Raw genomic sequence first — 16,147 nt, forward strand, 5'->3', positions numbered from 1 at the left:
TCATGAAGCCCCGTTCTGCGGGGCTTTTCTTTTTTTCGCACAAGCTAAACCAATAAAGTCGGTCGCCCGTGCAGCCATCAGCTGTTAGGTTGATAAAAAAACCTGAAGGAAAACATGATGAGTACTCTCCCTGTCGCCGTAATAACCGGCGGAACCAGCGGTATCGGGCTGGCGATTGTTCACGATCTGGCCCGGGACCATCGGGTCTACGCACTCGGGCGCAATAAAAATAGCCTGCTGGCTTTGCGGCTGATTGAAAATGTCGAAGCGGTCGAAATCGATTTGCTGGATTTCAGTGCCGTGCAGCAGTTCGTCAGCGAACTGCCGGAAATTGATGTGCTGGTGCATTCTGCGGCGGTCTCCAAACCCCTGCGTCTTGAACAGGCGCGACCGGAGGACTGGCAGCAACAGTTTTCCATCAACGTGTTTGCCCCTGCTGAATTTACCCGGCTGGCGCTGGCAGCGCTGCGCAAACAGGAAGGCCAGGTGATCTTTATCGGCTCCGGATCCGGCACCAAAGCCGATGGCGGCAACACAGTGTACTGCGCGTCAAAATTTGCACTCAGCGCCCTCGCCCACGCACTGAGGCAGGAAGAAAGCGAGCACGGCGTACGTGTCTCCACTGTCGCGCCGGGCCCGACCGATACTCCGATGAATCGCAAAACCCGCGAGAGTCAGGGCAATTTCGACGCTATCGATCCCCGCGAATACAGCACCCCTGATTCCGTCGCCGCCGCCGTACGACTGGTCATCAGCGCCAGTGACGACACGCAGATTACCGATATTGCGGTAAGACCGAGAAGGGATAAGGCGAAGCGCTGAAAGATACCGCACAGCAATTGCCCGGACTTAAACAAAGTAAAGTCTTCAAGCCTTTTGGCTTGCAAGTTGGTCTGGTACCCACTTCTCGTCATATACTGTCCGCTATGTTTAAAGAATAATTATCAAACAAAAAAGCCGCTCCCCCCTGAGCGGCTTCCTGCATTTTTATCCTGTCATTATTCCTTCGTCGCCAACTTCAGTAGCACAACGCCTGCGAAAATCAGTAATGCGGCAATGACACGCAGCGGATTGAGGCTTTCGCCAAACATCGTCACGCCGAGAATAAATGCGCCGATCGCGCCAATGCCTACCCAGACGGTGTAAGAGGTACCAAGCGGCAGCGTTTTCATCGCGACAGAGAGCAGCGCGAAACTAAGTAACATGAAAACGAGGGTGATGATGCTGGGAACCAGGCGACTGAACCCGTGGGACTCTTTCATCGCCACTGACCAGACGACTTCGAAAATTCCTGCACAAAACAGATATATCCAGGCCATGATGTTTCCTTTAAGAATGCCAGGGTCGTCCCTGAATAATTAAGCCGAATCTCTGGTCGTCCAGTCAGCGAATGAAGGTTTTATATCATACTCAATTCAGCCAGGTGCAGTACCGTCCTTTAAGGTTTAATCAGAACGAATAAAAACCGGTAATATGACATCGCATATTACCGGTTTTTATATGACATTTAACTGCTCGTCTGTATTAGCGTTTTTCTTCTAACAAACCGCGATAAATCAGACCACCAACCACGGCACCAATAATGGGCATCAGCCAGAACAACCATAATTGTTGCAGCGCCCAGGTCCCCTGGAACAACGCAACGGCGGTGCTACGCGCCGGGTTAACGGATGTGTTGGTGACGGGGATGCTGATCAAATGAATCAACGTGAGCATCAGGCCAATGGCGATGGGCGCAAAACCGGCCGGTGCTCGTTTGTCAGTGGCACCGTGAATGACGATCAGGAATAACGCGGTTAATACTACTTCAATCACCATGGCAGAGAGCATTGAAAACCCGCCCGGAGAATGCTCGCCGTAACCGTTTGACGCGAAACCGCTGACGGTCGCATCAAAACCCGCGTGGCCACTGGCAATGACGTACAAAACAGCCGCCGCAGCGGTGCCACCAAGAACCTGACTGATGATGTACGAAGGGACGGTGGATAATTGGATACGTCCACCCGCCCATAATCCTAAGGTCACCGCCGGGTTAAAGTGTCCCCCGGAAATATGCCCTACGGCAAAGGCCATGGTTAATACGCTCAGACCAAACGCCAGCGCAACACCTGCAAAGCCGATGCCTAATTCTGGAAAACCGGCAGCAAGTACTGCACTACCGCAACCGCCAAAGACTAATACAAAAGTACCAAGAAATTCAGCCGCTAATTTCTTCATTTATTTTTCCCTGATATTTAAAAACAGAATAATAAATATCACTCTGCAAATTCACTCAACACTGAGCGGGCACAATTAATCATAGGGAATAAGTTAAGTAAAGTTATATTTAGTCTTTTTCAGGATGTAGGAAAATACTGTCTTTTTAATAAGAATTTTCTTCATCGAAAACAAGTAAAAATCTTATTATTACTTCCTGAGTTTGATAAATAACATTACTTTTACTGTTTAGGATTCATGATTAGAAATGAATGGCCGGGTGGGGTTTATTCCATCCCGGCTATTTATTTTATTTCAAGAAAATAGCCACCTAATTTTCCCGCATTGTTTTCACAGCGGCACAGAGAACTGAAAACATGCGCCGCGTTTCGGTTCTTCGATTAGCCGGATATCGCTGCCGTGCAGCTGCAAAATGCGGCGGACGATCATCAGCCCGAGGCCGCCAGCACGGTGTTTGTTAGCGCTGAGAATTGACGGGCGCACAAACAGACTGTCTTTCAGTTCCGCCGCAATACCCGGCCCGGAATCTTTCAGTTGCACCATCACCTGCCCTTCGCTTTTCCACAGTTTGATTTCGATAGTGCCGCCTTCCGGCGTGTGGCGGATGGCATTGTCGAGGAGATTGGTCAGCACGCGTTCGATCATGCCGAGATCCGCATTCACCAGCGGAATACCGGGAGTGATATCCGCCAGCAGTTTTTGCCCGCGCGTTTCGGTCGCCAGTTCGAATTTCGCAAACACGTCCTGTACTAGTTCGCACAGTGAGAACGGCTCTTTTTGCGGCTTCACGACGCCGTATTCCAGCCGCGCCAGTTCGAAAAGTTCCTGTGCCAGACGCCCGACTTTTTTACTCTGCGTCAGGGCGATGTTCAGGTAACGCTGGCGATCTTCATTGCTCAGCTGGTCTGATTTCACCGACAGCGTTTCCAGATAGCCATGCAACGACGTCAGCGGCGTGCGCAGATCGTGGGAAATATTGGCGATAAATTCACGGCGCTGCTGATCCTGTACCATCAGGCTTTGCCACTGCTGGTCGATACGTTTTGCCAGCGCCACAAACGCCTGTTGCAGCTGTGACACTTCATCGCGCGGCCCACCGGCAGGCGGTTCACTTTTCGCCAGCGCCTGAATGGCGTCCATCCCGCCGCTGTCGAGCTGCGCAATCTGAGCGGTCAGTTTACGCACCGGGCGCGTCACCCAGCGGAACGCCAGCGCACCGGCCAGCAGGCCAAACAACGCCACCAGGCCCATTGAACGCAGCGCCAGATAAATCGCCGACTGATATTGTGCATCGCTGGTCAGCGCGGTGTATTCATCGCCGAGCAAAACGATATAGACGTAGCCTTTGGTCACACCGTCCGCTTGTAACGGTGCGGCGCTGAAAACCTGACGGGTCTGCGGGTCTCGCGGGTTATCGCCGTAGACCGGCATTTTTGCGCCCTGCAACAACGCGGTCACCGGTTTGAGATCGATTTTTTGCTGTTGCAACCGGCCCGCAGGTGCAGCGTTACCAACGATGTTGCCGTTGCTATCGAGCAGATAGACCTCAACGCTGGGGTTCACCGCCATCAGCTGGTTGAACAGCGTATGTACCGCTTTCGGATCCCATTCACCCTGGCTCAGCAGCGGGTTATTGGCCGCGATCTGCGTCGCCAGATTCGCCGACAAACGCTGGATCACCGCCTGACTGTACTGATTGCTCGAACGCACCTGCATGTAGCCGGAAAGCGCGCAGCAGGCGAGCAGCAGCAGCGTAAATACCAGTGTCAGTCTTTGTGCCAGCGTGAGATTTTTCATGATTTACCCTTGTGCCTCTTCAGCAGAAGACGCGAATTTATACCCTTTGCCCCACACGGTCAGAATACGTTCCGGCTCGGCCGGATTGGTTTCTATTTTGATGCGCAGCCGGTTGATGTGAGTGTTCACCGTGTGCTCATACCCTTCGTGCTCATAACCCCAGACCTGATTGAGCAAACTGAGACGTGAAAAGACTTTGCCGGGATTTTTGGCGAAGAAATACAACAGATCAAATTCGCGCGGCGTCAGTTCCACTGGCTGATGGTTGAGCATCACTTCGCGCGCAATCGGGTCGATCGCCAACCCGGTGAAACTCAACGTCCCTGCATCCATCTTCATGTTGCGGCTCATCGCTTCCTGACGGCGAAACAGCGCTTTGACCCGCGCCACCAGCTCGAGCATGGAGAACGGTTTGGCCAGATAGTCGTCCGCCCCCAGCTCCAGCCCGAGCACGCGATGCACTTCGCTGGAACGGGCGCTGATAATAATGATCGGTGTGTAACGCGTCATGTTGCGGGCGCGGCGGCAGATCTCCAGTCCATCGACGCCCGGCAGCATCAGATCGAGAATTAACGCATCCCAGCCGCCCTTTTCCAGTAACGCTACGCCGAGATTGCCGTCGGCGGCGTGGGTTATTTCATAGCCCTCATCACGCAGATGCAGACTTAGTAAATCGGCGATATCACCGTCGTCTTCCACGATCAAAATCTTCCTGGTCTTATCCATTTTATTCTCAACCTGTTCTTCCAAACCCTTCCCTGAGTCTACACAAGCGCATGCCACAGAGTTATCACATTTAATTTAACTTTGCGTGAGGTCTTGGGGAACAAATCCGCCCAATACTCTTTACATCAACAGGACAGATGGCGGGCAGACATCATGACGATACACACAGAATTACCACCGGTCTCAGCACGCAAACCGGCCACGGTTCACCCTTTATGGCTGCGCCTGAGCCACTGGCTGAATGCGCTGGCAGTGCTGATCATGGTGACCAGTGGCTGGCAGATTTATAACGCATCGCCGCTGTTTGATTTTGATTTCCCCTCCACAGTGACGCTCGGCGGCTGGCTAGGTGGCGCGATTCAGTGGCATTTCGCCGGGATGTGGCTGTTCGGGTTTAACGGCGCGTTTTACCTGCTGATGAACATTTTCACTGGCCGCATGAAACAGAAATTCTGGCCGCTCACGCCGCGCGGCATCTTCAGTGACCTGCAGGCGGCAATACGCGGCAAGCTGCAACACGACGATTTACGCCACTACAACATGGTGCAGCGCGCAGCCTACGTGTTCGTGATGTTCGACGGCATCGTGCTGGTGCTTTCCGGGCTGGTGGTATGGAAATCGGTGCAGTTTCCGCTGCTGCGCGAACTGATGGGAGGTTACGACACGGCGCGTTACGTACATTTTCTGGCGATGGCCTCACTGGTGGGATTTGTGGTGCTGCATCTGGTGATGGTGGCGCTGGTGCCGAAAACGCTGATTGCCATGATCCGCGGACGTTAAGGAAAACCCATGAAAAACATCATCAAAAAAAGTATCAGCCAGATTTTCAGCACCTCCGACAGTGAAACGATTGTGCAGGAAGCGCAGAAACAGATTATTCGCCAGCTGGACGCGCCCTCTCGCCGCCTGTTCTTACAACGCGGGCTGACGCTTGGCGGCGTGGCGATGCTGACCGGCTGTGACATCAGCGATAACGCCAGTGTGGAAACCGCGCTCGGCAAAATCTCCGGCTTTAACGACCGCGTTCAGGGCTGGCTGTTTGGCTCCGTGCGCCTCGCGCCGGAGTATGCCGAATCGATGATCACCCGCCCTTTCCCATTTAACGCTTTTTATGCCGAAGACGACGCGCCGGAAGTTGACGGTAACGCTTACCGCCTGAAAATCGCCGGTCTGGCGCTGGATAAACGCGAATGGTCTCTGCCGACGCTTTATAAAATGGCGCAGGTCAGTCAGGTGACACGACACATCTGTGTCGAGGGCTGGAGCGCGATCGGAAAATGGGGAGGCGTGCCGTTCGGCGATTTTCTGCGCCTGATTGGTGCCGATCTCAGCGCCGAATACATCAGTTTCAAATGCGCCGACGAGTATTACACCAGTATCGACATGGCGACCGCGTTGCATCCGCAAACTCTGCTGGCGCTGACCTACGACGGGCAGATTTTACCGCGCAAATACGGCTTCCCGATGAAGTTGAGAATGCCGACCAAGCTCGGCTACAAGAATCCGAAACACATCGAAGTGATTGAAATTACGAATAAGTTTACCGGTGGCTACTGGGAAGATCAGGGCTACAACTGGTTCGGCGGAAGTTAAATCCTCCAAAGCCCACACTCTTACCTTAACAAGACCTTAAAGAAGGAAATACCATGAAAAAGTTAACCGCAATAATGATGTCTGCCTGTCTTATAATGGGCGCAGTGAGCACCACCTATGCCGCTGACGCAATGATGAAAAAAGACAGCATGTCCAAAGACTGCATGAAAAAGGACAGCATGAGCAAAGATTCAATGGCAAAAAACAGTATGAGTAAGGACTGTATGTCCAAAGACAAAATGTCTAAAGATCACATGAAAAAAGACAGTATGTCGAAAGATACAATGTCGAAAGATGCGATGAAAAAAGACACGTCCGGCCAGTAAGTTTTTCGCAGTTTGCTTTACTGTCACGCCTCCGCCCTTTCTGGCCGGGGGCGTTTTACTGTTCCTGGCAGCCAAACGTTGAGGATCCTCTCGTTTCGGCGTAGTATACGATTCATATATAATTCGTATACTACTGAGGTAACCCAATGGGTATCATCAAGATTTCAGAACTGATGCATGAAAATCTGCGCATCGCCAGTCTGGCCTACACGCGCTCAATGAACGCGCAGGCCGAACACTGGATGAAAATTGGCATGCTGATGGAGACGCATCCGGACATGACGCACAGTGAAATTTCACGGCTGCTGGTGCAGTGCAGCATGGAATCTGATGAAAATACCGGCAGTATCCGCACGCTGTTAAACGTGGGTGGCACACACAGGAAGGCAAGTAATGAATAGTGGTTTAGACAGCAAGTACTTTGTGAACAATAACCGGATGATCAAAACACCGGAAGGCATCGATAAAGCCCGCATCGCCGGGCAATTAGCCGCCCGCGTACTACACATGATCACACCGCACGTCGTACCAGGCGTAACCACCAATGAACTGGACCGCCTGTGTCATGACTATATCGTCAACGAATTGCAGGCAATCCCGGCTAATATCGGCTATCACGGCTACGAAAAAACCGTCTGCACGTCCGTTAACCATGTGATTTGTCACGGCATCCCTTCGGACAAAGCGCTGAAAAAAGGCGATATCGTCAATATTGACGTCGCCCTGATCAAAGACGGCTGGTACGGCGATACCAGCCGGATGTATTACGCCGGTGAACCGGGCATTATGGCCCGACGCCTGGTGGATACCACGCTGGAAGCGATGATGGCCGGCATTGAAGTGGTGCGTCCGGGCGCAACCTTAGGTGATGTCGGTTTTGCTATTGCTGCCGTCGCACACCGCGAGGGCTTTTCTATCGTCGAAGAGTATTGCGGTCACGGTATCGGTATGGGCTATCACGAAGATCCGCAGGTACTGCATTACGGTGAGAAAGGTCGCGGCCTGGTCTTGCAGGAAGGCATGCTGTTCACCATTGAACCGATGCTTAACGCCGGTAAGAAACAGAATAAAGTGCTCGGCGATGGCTGGACGGTGGTCACGAAAGATCACTCGTTGTCCGCGCAGTGGGAACATATGGTGGCGGTGACTAAAGACGGATATGAAATCCTGACGCCGTGGCCTGAAGAGAATTAATTCCTCTGTAAAAGCAAAAAGCCTCCAAATTAACCGGAGGCTTTTTCTTTTTATCACAGGTTATGACATCAGCTACGCTCAATTTCTTTCGTCGCGCGATCCAACGCATCGGTAATTTTATACAGCGTATCCTGCCCGATCGGGCCTTTGGCCAGCCGCAGGTTTAATGCCATGCGGATATTATTAATCGCACGCTGCATTTCAGGAATACTGCGGTTATTGGATAATATCGCCAGAGAATGCAGTTTCTCTGTCACTGATTTCAGTAATTCGCCCTGCCCCGCCAGCGATTCTGCACCTTCGGCCGTGATCGCGTATTGTTTCTTTCCGCCCTCTTCCTGGCTTGACGTGATTAACGCCTGCTCTTCGAGAAACGTCAGATTCGGATAAATAATACTGGCGCTCGGCGTATATTCACCTTTGGCTAATTCTTCTATTGCTTTGATCAGTTCATAACCGTGTGCCGGACGCTGCTGTAAAAAATGCAGCATCAGTAGCCGGATATCTCCGGTTTCAAACATCCTTTCACGGCGGTGTTGTTTGTTCATCAGCATTATTTATCGTGCCAGTACGCTACGCAACGCACATATGCCGGATCCAGCCCCTGCTCCACGGTAAAATAATCATTCAGGCCTTTTACCCGCTTGCCTTCGCCAGTCGCCCAGACGTAATAATTGCTGTCCGGCAGTGTCAAGTTTTTTACCTTTTGCAACAGCGCTTCGTCGCCGATAACCCATTCGATATTAAAATCTGCTTCATCTTGCAGATAGCTTTCACAACCAGCGTCTTTGATTTTCACCAGCACGGTGATTTTCACGTCAGTAGCTGCCTGTTTCAGTTCGCCAAGGCGACGTTTCAGTGCCGGAAGACCGGTTTCATCGCAAAGATACAGTTGCCATTGATAGTCAGTCGGGATGATAAGCGATCCGCGCGGCCCGCCGATGATTAGAGGGTCGCCGGGCTTCGCGGCAACCGCCCATTCACTTGCAACGCCGCCGTCGTGAAGATAAAAATCCAGCGTCAACTCGTTGGCTTGTGCATCAAAGTGCAGCGGCGTGTATTCGCGGTTCAGCGGACGCGGGCCTTCGCCCCAGACAATGCCTTCTTCGGTAGCGACCGGCGCACTGATTACATCGCCCGATGTGGCAGGGAAAAACAGTTTGATGTGATCGTCAAAACCACGCGAACTGAAACCTTTGAGGTCTTCACCGCTGAGAACGATACGTTTAAAACAGCCCGCTACGGTTTCACTGCGTTTAACGGTGAGGGTGCGAAAGGTTAGTTCGTTTTTTACACGAACGGGCAGATTTGCAGCAGGGGAATCTTGACGAGGGTGTTCCATGTTGTTTTCTCTTTCAGGGAATCATTTACCCTGAAAGATATATCTTAGGAGTATTTTCCACAAGCAACTTAACGCACGCCACCGCGCAAACACGCCATCGAAGTGCAAAGATTTCGTTAAGAAAGGAGTTTGTTCTTAACATTTGTTGATAACAATTATCAATATCATTATCATTCGCACCAAGCCGGAGTGGGTATCGCATACCAATAAACCCATATTTTATAAGGATAATGGCATTCTCAGGAAGAGATCCTAACTTGCGTCTTAGTTTTTGCAGGGCAGTTTTGTTGAGCAGAACTTTAAAAATTAGTGCAGGACGAAAAACACATGTTCAAATCCTTTTCACAGCAGGGGTTGATGAAAAACGTCGTTTTCATGGGGACGATTCTCACCACCGCCTTTAACGTTAACGCAGCGGAAGTCGTTAAAGAAAGTACCGATCTGGCGCAAAACCAAACAAAGCCTTCTGACGTGATCAAGAAGAAGCCGGTGCGTACCGCTCAGGATCTGGCGCAGAGCCATGAAGAAGTGATGACCGTGACGGAGACGTTACCGGATAAAAAGCCGGGCTCCAAAACCACGATTTCCGCCGCCGATATGCAGAAAAAAGGCGGCAAAGATTTCGGTTCGATCATGCGTTATGAACCGCTGATCAGTGCAACCGGCTCCAGCGGCGGTTCCGGTAACGGCAAAAGCGGCTTCGATCGCGCGGGCTACACCGGCTATAACATTCGTGGTCTGGAAAGCAACCGCGTGAGCATTGACGTCGACGGCATTCCGCAGCCAAGCGCCACCGGCCGCGCCTATGCGAGCCGCGCGGGTCTGGGCACATTCGGCATTGGCCGTGATTACATCGACCCGTACATGTACGGTCAGGTGGATATAGAGTCCGGCGCCACCTCCGCCGAGCGCGCCAACACCTCTATCGGCGGTGCCGTCTCCTTCCTGCCGAAATCTGCAGACGATTATCTGCGTCCGGGCAAAGAAACCTACTTCGGTTATCAGTCGGATTACAGCTCATCAGACCATTCATGGCACAACGGCATCACCGCCGCCGCAGGCGATCAGGAGCTGCGTGGATTAGTGGCGATCAGCCGCCGCGACGGTCAGGAAACCAGCAATAACAGCGGCACGCATGATGCGTATCCAGCCAACTGGCACTCCACCGCCATCATGACCTCTGGAGTCTGGCAGCCAAGTGATGAACATAAGTTCACCGGCACGCTCGATTACTACGAGAAAGTGAATCACACCCATTACGATGCGTGGGACAGTGCTGGCAGCAGCGTGCTCGGCACGGCGCAACAGCAAAGTAATACCCGTCGCTGGGGAGCAAGCCTGAAAGACGAATGGACGCCATTCAACGATTTTGCCGATGCGGTCGTCTCCAAAGTCTATTACCAGTACACGCAGGCGCATGACAACACCTACATGCCGAACTCCGGCAAGCAGATGATGAACGTGTATTCTAACTATGACACCGATACCTACGGCGCGGAAACCAGCTGGCTGAAAACGCTGGGACGTCATGAACTGAGCGCTGGGATCAACGGTCGCGTGTCTGACACCGAGCGTCCGTTCCGCGAAACGCCTGCGCAGAGCATTTACACCACCACCATGCAGCCGGAAGCCAACAGCCGTACCTATGTGTTAGGCGGCTTCCTGCAAGACACCGTGAAGTTTGACCTCGACGGCCATAACTTCTCGGTGATCCCGGCGGTGCGCGTCGCGTATCAGAACACCAAATCGAAAAACCTGTCCGATCTCTCCAACAACGTCGTTTCTGAAGACTCCGTCTCAACCCTGTACGGTAAAGCTAATTCGGATACGCAGGTTCTGCCGTCTCTGGCCTTTACTTATGATCTGACGCCGAAGTTAATGACGTACCTGCAATACAAACGCGGCGCGCAGTTCCCGGATGCCAGCCAGCTTTACGGCTCATGGAACCTGGGTTCTTCTTACGCCGGTGCGGCGCAGTACGCGCTGATTGGCAACACCGATCTGAAAACTGAAACCAGCAATAACGTTGAATGGGGCGTGAAAGGGGAAGCGACACAAGGCGTGAGCTTCAAAACGTCGGTGTTCTATAACACCTACAAAAACTTCATCGCCAATACCCGTTACACCCGTGCGAAGAACGGCAACATGTTCACCAATGTGCCTTCCAACATTTATACGATTTATCAGGCTGAAAACCGCGATAAAGCGTATATCTACGGCGGCGAGCTGAGCACCAAAATCGATTACGGTACATGGTTCAGCGACGTGAACGGTTTGAGTACCTCCTTCGCACTGGGTTACGCGCAGGGTCAATCCAAGTCCAGCTATGCCGGCGACAAGTACGTCGATCTCGACAGCGTGCCGCCAATGAAACTGGTAGCAGGTGTGGCGTGGGATGATCCTTCCGGCGTCTACGGTACTGCAGTCACCGCGACTTTCGTTAAAGGCAAAAAAGCCGAAGCAACCAGCCGCCAGAGTTACACAAACAGCGGTACGCCAATTGCAGATTCCAATGTGGATTACATGAACGTGCCAGGGTACGGCATGGTCGATGCCACCGCTTACTGGCAGGTCGCGAAGAACGTGAAAATCAACGGTGGCGTGTATAACATCACCGACCGTAAATATTGGGATTACCTGAGCAGCCGTACGCTGACCGACACTACCAATCAGGATGCCTACAACAAAGCGCTGGCCGTGATGCCAGGCCGTAACTTCCAGCTCGGCGTGAACGTTGATTTCTAACCGGTTGTTAATGCAATAAAAGCCTTTAAGGGTGCCAGTGCCAACGTGGCACCCTTTTTGTTTCTTAAGGTTCTCGTTGCTATTGATGAATAACTGTTTAAACGCACATTCCGGCAACGCGGCGGAGCGTAAGATGATGTGCTTTTTTATCATTCACCGAGAGATTACATGGAATTAATCAGACCCCCTCTGGCGATACTGCTCGCCCTGTTCCTGCTTCCGGCGTCAGCGGCGACCCACCTTCGCTATACCGATCACGAGCCGCTGGGCGGCATGCGTACCCGCTTTATTAATGACGTGTTCTTCCCCGCCGTCGAAAAGGAATCGCACGGTCGCCTGAAAATTGAAGCGCACTGGAACGGGGAGCTGGCGTCAAGTTACAACGCGCTGCACCTGATCAAAGAAGGCACCAAAGTGGATATGGGGATCGTGGTTCCCGAATATTCCGCCGACGCGCTGCCGCTGCATCAGATTTTCAAAAGCTTTCCGGTCGGGCCATCCGGCGATAATCAGGTTGCGTTTTTCCGTCGTGTCTATGCGGAAGTGCCCGCTTTCCCGGCTGAACTGAAAGCCAATAATGTGGTGAACCTGTATTTCGGCACTGGCTATCCGGTGGCATTTTTCAGCACCCATCCGCTAAAAAATCTGCAAGACATTAAAGGCACAAAATGGCGATCGGCGAGTTTCTGGCATCAGGATTTCCTGCACAACGCCGGTGCCACGCCGGTGAACACCAAATGGGGTGAGGAAACCGTCAACGCCTTTAAGAACGGCGCACTGGACGGCATCATGGTCAACGCAGACAGCGCGTACGATTTGAAAATCCACAAAATGGCACCCGATGCGCTGATCTCCAGGGATTTATGGCTGGGGCACGTTTATCTGCTGGTGATGAATCAGAAAGTCTGGGACGGTCTGGCGCAGGAAGATAAAGACGCTATCGCGCGCGCCGCGCAGAGCGCCTATAAAACCGCTGGCTCAGTGATGGATTACAGTTTTAACACGCAGATACAAATGCTGCGGGAAGACGGAGCGAACGTCCGCATCCTGCAACACAGCGAAATTGAACACTGGCAGACGGTAACCCGCTATCAGGAAATTCAGGCCAACTGGGTGAAGAAACAGGAAGCGCTGGGCATTAAAGATGCCGGATCCTCGATGCAGAAAGTGACGGAGATTTTGGCCCAGATGAAGTAAGAATAAAGCGCCTGATTTATTTGTGCCCCACACCCGCAGGAAATAAAAATCACAAAACCTTTTGCATCAAATTAACACATTTTGTTATGTTATTACATATCAAGTAAGCAAAGGCGATGAGCAGGTTGAAGGGAATGGCGGCAGAAATGACAAAAATGGACCAACCGGTTCTGGAGGTTGATGAGCTAACGTTATGGATCGCCGGTGAAAAACGCATCGCTAATCTCAGCTTTCGCGTAAACGCCGGCGAACGCGTTTGCCTGCTCGGCGCCTCCGGGTGCGGCAAATCACTGACCGCCCAAACTATCACCGGTACACCGCCAGCGGGTGCACGCATCAGCGGCAGCATTCGCGTCAACGGTGTGGAAGTCTGCGGAAAACATCCGGTAGCCCGGCCTCAGGCAGGTCGCGTGGCGACGGTATTTCAGGACTCATCCACTGCACTGAATCCGCTGATGTCGCTCGGTAAACAATTACGTCTCGCCCTGCCCGCAACCTGCGACGATGAAATCACTGCCATGCTGGAGGCTGTCGGGCTCGGCGATATCCCACACTTTGCGGCTCGTTACCCGGCAGAGCTTTCCGGCGGCCAGCGCCAGCGTTTATGTATCGCGCTGGCAATTCAGTCTTCGTCTTCCCTTTTGGTTGCCGATGAGCCGACCACCGCGCTCGATGTGCTGACCCAGCAAAGAGTCGTCGAGGTGATGCGCAGAGCCTGTGAAGATCGGGCGCTGCTATTTATTACCCATGACGTCACGGTCGCTGCGCAGCTTTGCCAGCATGCGCTGGTGATGGAAAATGGGCGGCTGGTGGAATCCGCCAGCATGGCGCAGTTACTGTCTCATCCGCAGCATCCCTACACTCAGCGTCTGGTTCAGGCAGCAAAACAGGCCGCACTACCTCAGCCAATTGCATCTCTTTGCGGAGTCGCTGTCTGATGTCCCCTCCCCTGCGTCTGGTCATCGAACCATTTCTGCGCCTTCAAAATATCAGCCGTCATTTGTCACTGCCGCGCGCTTTCTGGCGGGCAGCGCCAGAGCCCGGTGTACTGTTCTCGCATCTGTCTCTGAGTATCGGCCGCTACGAGCGAATCGGGCTGGTGGGTGCTTCCGGTTGTGGAAAATCGTCACTGCTCAAAATTCTGCTGGCGATGGACGCACCGGACAGCGGTGAGGTGTTCTGCGACGGCGTGCAAATTCGCCCCGGTTCCGCGCGTTCGCTGCGCGATTACCGCCGGCGTCTGCAATACATTCCGCAGGATCCAGCCGGTTCTCTGCCGCCCGAACATACTGTCAGCCAGATTGTGGCCGAGCCGCTGAAACGACTCGGATACCACGGGGCGATCCTTGCGCGAGTTCGGGAAGTACTGGCGCAGACAGGTCTGAATGAAACTCTGCTAAACCGCAAAGCGGGCGCACTTTCCGGCGGACAGGCGCAACGCGTAGCGATCGCCCGTGCGCTGGCGATTTCCCCTGAATTTCTGATTGCCGATGAGCCAGTCAGCGGGCTTGATCTGCCACTGCGCGCGCAAATCAAGCAACTATTGCAACAGGTGACACAGCAAAACGGTATGGGGTTGCTGATGGTGACACACGATATTTCGATGGTCGCCGGGCTGTGCGAGCGGCTGCTTATCATGCACGCAGGCCAGATTATCGAAGACCGCGCCACGCGGGATATTCTGCGTTTACCGGCCCACCCGCATACCCGCCAGCTGTTGCAGGCGATCCCTCATTTACCTTTGACCGTTAACGGATAACCGGATGTTCACCCGCACTCTTTCGCGCACTGGCGCACCCTGGCCGCCGTTGCTGCTTGGCAGTAATCTGGTGTTCAACATTGGCTTTTATGCCGTCGTGCCGTTTCTCGCCATCTTCCTGCGCGACGACATGCTGCTTTCCGGCTGGGCTGTTGGGCTGGTGCTTGGCCTGCGAACTTTTTCACAGCAGGGGATGTTTTTAGTCGGCGGTGCGTTGTCCGATCGCTTCGGTGCGCGCGTGGTCATTCTGTGCGGCTGCGTGGTGCGCATCGCCGGTTATCTGCTGCTGGGGCTGTCAGATACGCTGACGCCGGTGATTATCGGAGCCTGTCTGACCGGCATCGGCGGCGCGCTGTTCTCACCCTCCATCGAAGCTTTGCTGGCGCAGGCCGGAACGCACAGTGAGAAAGCCGGAAAACGCAGCCGCGCCGAATGGTTCGCGCTTTCCGCCGTGTGTGCAGAGCTGGGCGCAGTGCTCGGGCCGCTGCTCGGTTCGCTGCTTTCCGGTTACGGTTTTCAACCGGTGGCGCTGGTCGGTTCCGGGCTATTCATGCTGGCGCTGGTGGTGCTGTTTTTCACCCTGCCCGCCGCGCCAAAACGTGCTGCCGAACTGAAAATTGTCCCATGGTGGCAGACCTTTCATCAGCCGTGCTTTGTGGCGTTTATTGTGGCCTACAGTGCTTACCTGTTCAGCTACAACCAGCTGTATCTGGCGTTGCCGGTAGAGCTGCGCCGTTCCGGCGGCGGCGAACAAGATCTCGGGCCGCTGTTTGTGCTGGCGTCGGTTCTGGTGATCGTTCTGCAAATGCCTCTGGCGCGATTTTCCCGCCGGATTGGCGCGCGAATCATCCTGCCCGCCGGTTTTATGCTGCTCTCTTCGGCCTTCGCCGCCGTCGCGCTATTTGCATGGACGGTGCCGCCGGAAGGCTGGATGCGCCTGCTGCCGTCAGTACTGCTGATCACGCTGCTGACCGTCGGCCAGATGCTGATTGTGCCGGTGGGGATGGATCTCATTCCGCGCTTTGCCGGGCAACATAATCTGGGCGCGCATTACGGTGCACTCTCATCGATGGGCGGCGTGGCGGTGTTGGCGGGCAATTTTATGCTTGGCGGGCTGCTCGATACTGCCCTGACGCCCTCACCCGGTGCGGTAATACCCTGGCTGGCGCTGGCGGCGGTTCCTTTTTTAAGCGCGCTGGCGATGTGGCGAATCTGCCGCCAGCTGCCCCCTCCCGCAATCTGACAAGGAAT

At 53.6% G+C, this 16,147-nt stretch carries 17 protein-coding genes and 1 pseudogene; 12 read left to right on the forward strand and 6 right to left on the reverse strand.

Annotated features, from left to right (window positions below):
• The first annotated feature begins 117 nt into the window (after nucleotides 1-117).
• Complete coding sequence (locus GE278_21455) at nucleotides 118-822, forward strand: SDR family oxidoreductase (GenBank protein ID QLK63723.1); 705 nt, start codon at nucleotides 118-120, stop codon at nucleotides 820-822.
• 35 nt (nucleotides 823-857) lie between these two features.
• Nucleotides 858-941: pseudogene (locus tag GE278_21460) on the forward strand (transcriptional regulator).
• A 57-nt stretch (nucleotides 942-998) separates the two neighbouring features.
• On the opposite strand, the gene sugE reads toward GE278_21460, so the two are convergent.
• From sugE to GE278_21480, 4 genes are all read right to left on the reverse strand, one after another.
• Nucleotides 999-1,319, reverse strand: a complete 321-nt coding sequence (sugE, locus tag GE278_21465) for a quaternary ammonium compound efflux SMR transporter SugE (GenBank protein ID QLK63377.1) — start codon at nucleotides 1,317-1,319, stop codon at nucleotides 999-1,001.
• A gap of 205 nt (nucleotides 1,320-1,524) precedes the next feature.
• On the reverse strand, nucleotides 1,525-2,217 hold the full coding sequence (aqpZ, locus tag GE278_21470) for an aquaporin Z (protein ID QLK63378.1): 693 nt from the start codon (nucleotides 2,215-2,217) through the stop codon (nucleotides 1,525-1,527).
• Between the two features lie 330 nt (nucleotides 2,218-2,547).
• Nucleotides 2,548-4,014 carry a HAMP domain-containing protein gene (locus tag GE278_21475; GenBank protein QLK63379.1) on the reverse strand — a complete coding sequence of 489 codons (1,467 nt, stop codon included), beginning with the start codon at nucleotides 4,012-4,014 and terminating at the stop codon, nucleotides 2,548-2,550.
• A gap of 3 nt (nucleotides 4,015-4,017) precedes the next feature.
• A complete protein-coding gene (locus GE278_21480; protein ID QLK63380.1) occupies nucleotides 4,018-4,740 on the reverse strand; it encodes a response regulator in 723 nt (240 codons plus the stop codon).
• A gap of 153 nt (nucleotides 4,741-4,893) precedes the next feature.
• On the opposite strand from GE278_21480, the gene GE278_21485 reads away from it, so the two are divergent.
• The 5 genes from GE278_21485 to map all read left to right on the forward strand — a co-directional run bounded on the left by GE278_21485 (nucleotide 4,894) and on the right by map (nucleotide 7,853).
• Nucleotides 4,894-5,520: a cytochrome B gene (locus GE278_21485; GenBank protein QLK63381.1), complete on the forward strand. Its 627-nt coding sequence runs from the start codon at nucleotides 4,894-4,896 to the stop codon at nucleotides 5,518-5,520.
• Nucleotides 5,521-5,529: 9 nt separating this feature from the next.
• Nucleotides 5,530-6,333, forward strand: coding sequence for a molybdopterin-dependent oxidoreductase (locus GE278_21490; protein ID QLK63382.1), 804 nt, complete (start codon nucleotides 5,530-5,532; stop codon nucleotides 6,331-6,333).
• A 53-nt stretch (nucleotides 6,334-6,386) separates the two neighbouring features.
• Nucleotides 6,387-6,659 (forward strand): pentapeptide MXKDX repeat protein, encoded by a 273-nt coding sequence (locus GE278_21495; GenBank protein QLK63383.1) that lies wholly within the window; start codon nucleotides 6,387-6,389, stop codon nucleotides 6,657-6,659.
• A gap of 146 nt (nucleotides 6,660-6,805) precedes the next feature.
• The gene (locus GE278_21500) at nucleotides 6,806-7,060 is read left to right on the forward strand and encodes a hypothetical protein (protein QLK63384.1); all 255 of its coding nucleotides are present in this window, start codon (nucleotides 6,806-6,808) and stop codon (nucleotides 7,058-7,060) included.
• Nucleotides 7,053-7,853, forward strand: a complete 801-nt coding sequence (map, locus tag GE278_21505; protein QLK63385.1) for a type I methionyl aminopeptidase — start codon at nucleotides 7,053-7,055, stop codon at nucleotides 7,851-7,853. The genes GE278_21500 and map overlap by 8 nt, the downstream gene beginning before the upstream one ends.
• 68 nt (nucleotides 7,854-7,921) lie before the next feature.
• Here the strand turns inward: map and GE278_21510 are convergent, their stop codons facing one another.
• Both GE278_21510 and GE278_21515 read right to left on the reverse strand, forming a co-directional pair.
• The gene (locus tag GE278_21510) at nucleotides 7,922-8,401 is read right to left on the reverse strand and encodes a PadR family transcriptional regulator (GenBank protein ID QLK63386.1); all 480 of its coding nucleotides are present in this window, start codon (nucleotides 8,399-8,401) and stop codon (nucleotides 7,922-7,924) included.
• Nucleotides 8,402-8,406: 5 nt separating this feature from the next.
• Nucleotides 8,407-9,195: a siderophore-interacting protein gene (locus tag GE278_21515; GenBank protein ID QLK63387.1), complete on the reverse strand. Its 789-nt coding sequence runs from the start codon at nucleotides 9,193-9,195 to the stop codon at nucleotides 8,407-8,409.
• Between the two features lie 375 nt (nucleotides 9,196-9,570).
• Here GE278_21515 and GE278_21520 point away from each other — a divergent pair, with 375 nt between their 5' ends.
• From GE278_21520 to GE278_21540, 5 genes are all read left to right on the forward strand, one after another.
• The gene (locus GE278_21520) at nucleotides 9,571-11,940 is read left to right on the forward strand and encodes a TonB-dependent receptor plug domain-containing protein (protein ID QLK63724.1); all 2,370 of its coding nucleotides are present in this window, start codon (nucleotides 9,571-9,573) and stop codon (nucleotides 11,938-11,940) included.
• 168 nt (nucleotides 11,941-12,108) lie between these two features.
• Nucleotides 12,109-13,137, forward strand: coding sequence for an ABC transporter substrate-binding protein (locus GE278_21525; protein QLK63388.1), 1,029 nt, complete (start codon nucleotides 12,109-12,111; stop codon nucleotides 13,135-13,137).
• Between the two features lie 197 nt (nucleotides 13,138-13,334).
• The gene (locus tag GE278_21530; protein QLK63725.1) at nucleotides 13,335-14,075 is read left to right on the forward strand and encodes an ATP-binding cassette domain-containing protein; all 741 of its coding nucleotides are present in this window, start codon (nucleotides 13,335-13,337) and stop codon (nucleotides 14,073-14,075) included.
• Nucleotides 14,075-14,896, forward strand: a complete 822-nt coding sequence (locus tag GE278_21535) for an ATP-binding cassette domain-containing protein (protein QLK63389.1) — start codon at nucleotides 14,075-14,077, stop codon at nucleotides 14,894-14,896. Before GE278_21530 ends, GE278_21535 begins: the two co-directional genes overlap by 1 nt.
• Nucleotides 14,897-14,900: 4 nt before the next feature.
• Nucleotides 14,901-16,139, forward strand: a complete 1,239-nt coding sequence (locus tag GE278_21540) for an MFS transporter (protein QLK63390.1) — start codon at nucleotides 14,901-14,903, stop codon at nucleotides 16,137-16,139.
• The last annotated feature ends 8 nt before the right edge of the window (nucleotides 16,140-16,147 follow it).

The sequence above is a fragment of the Enterobacteriaceae bacterium Kacie_13 genome (assembly GCA_013457415.1).
Lineage (GTDB): Bacteria > Pseudomonadota > Gammaproteobacteria > Enterobacterales > Enterobacteriaceae > Rahnella.

What these genes read in the sequence shown, in the direction of transcription:
- GE278_21455 (QLK63723.1), top strand. Translation starts at nt 118, where the DNA reads ATGAGTACTCTCCCTGTCGCCGTAATAACCGGCGGAACCAGCGGTATC.
- GE278_21515 (QLK63387.1), bottom strand. Translation starts at nt 9,195, where the DNA reads ATGGAACACCCTCGTCAAGATTCCCCTGCTGCAAATCTGCCCGTTCGT.
- map (QLK63385.1), top strand. Translation starts at nt 7,053, where the DNA reads ATGAATAGTGGTTTAGACAGCAAGTACTTTGTGAACAATAACCGGATG.
- GE278_21495 (QLK63383.1), top strand. Translation starts at nt 6,387, where the DNA reads ATGAAAAAGTTAACCGCAATAATGATGTCTGCCTGTCTTATAATGGGC.
- GE278_21525 (QLK63388.1), top strand. Translation starts at nt 12,109, where the DNA reads ATGGAATTAATCAGACCCCCTCTGGCGATACTGCTCGCCCTGTTCCTG.
- aqpZ (QLK63378.1), bottom strand. Translation starts at nt 2,217, where the DNA reads ATGAAGAAATTAGCGGCTGAATTTCTTGGTACTTTTGTATTAGTCTTT.
- GE278_21480 (QLK63380.1), bottom strand. Translation starts at nt 4,740, where the DNA reads ATGGATAAGACCAGGAAGATTTTGATCGTGGAAGACGACGGTGATATC.
- GE278_21520 (QLK63724.1), top strand. Translation starts at nt 9,571, where the DNA reads ATGGGGACGATTCTCACCACCGCCTTTAACGTTAACGCAGCGGAAGTC.
- GE278_21475 (QLK63379.1), bottom strand. Translation starts at nt 4,014, where the DNA reads ATGAAAAATCTCACGCTGGCACAAAGACTGACACTGGTATTTACGCTG.
- GE278_21540 (QLK63390.1), top strand. Translation starts at nt 14,901, where the DNA reads ATGTTCACCCGCACTCTTTCGCGCACTGGCGCACCCTGGCCGCCGTTG.
- GE278_21510 (QLK63386.1), bottom strand. Translation starts at nt 8,401, where the DNA reads ATGAACAAACAACACCGCCGTGAAAGGATGTTTGAAACCGGAGATATC.
- GE278_21485 (QLK63381.1), top strand. Translation starts at nt 4,894, where the DNA reads ATGACGATACACACAGAATTACCACCGGTCTCAGCACGCAAACCGGCC.
- GE278_21500 (QLK63384.1), top strand. Translation starts at nt 6,806, where the DNA reads ATGGGTATCATCAAGATTTCAGAACTGATGCATGAAAATCTGCGCATC.
- sugE (QLK63377.1), bottom strand. Translation starts at nt 1,319, where the DNA reads ATGGCCTGGATATATCTGTTTTGTGCAGGAATTTTCGAAGTCGTCTGG.
- GE278_21490 (QLK63382.1), top strand. Translation starts at nt 5,530, where the DNA reads ATGAAAAACATCATCAAAAAAAGTATCAGCCAGATTTTCAGCACCTCC.
- GE278_21535 (QLK63389.1), top strand. Translation starts at nt 14,075, where the DNA reads ATGTCCCCTCCCCTGCGTCTGGTCATCGAACCATTTCTGCGCCTTCAA.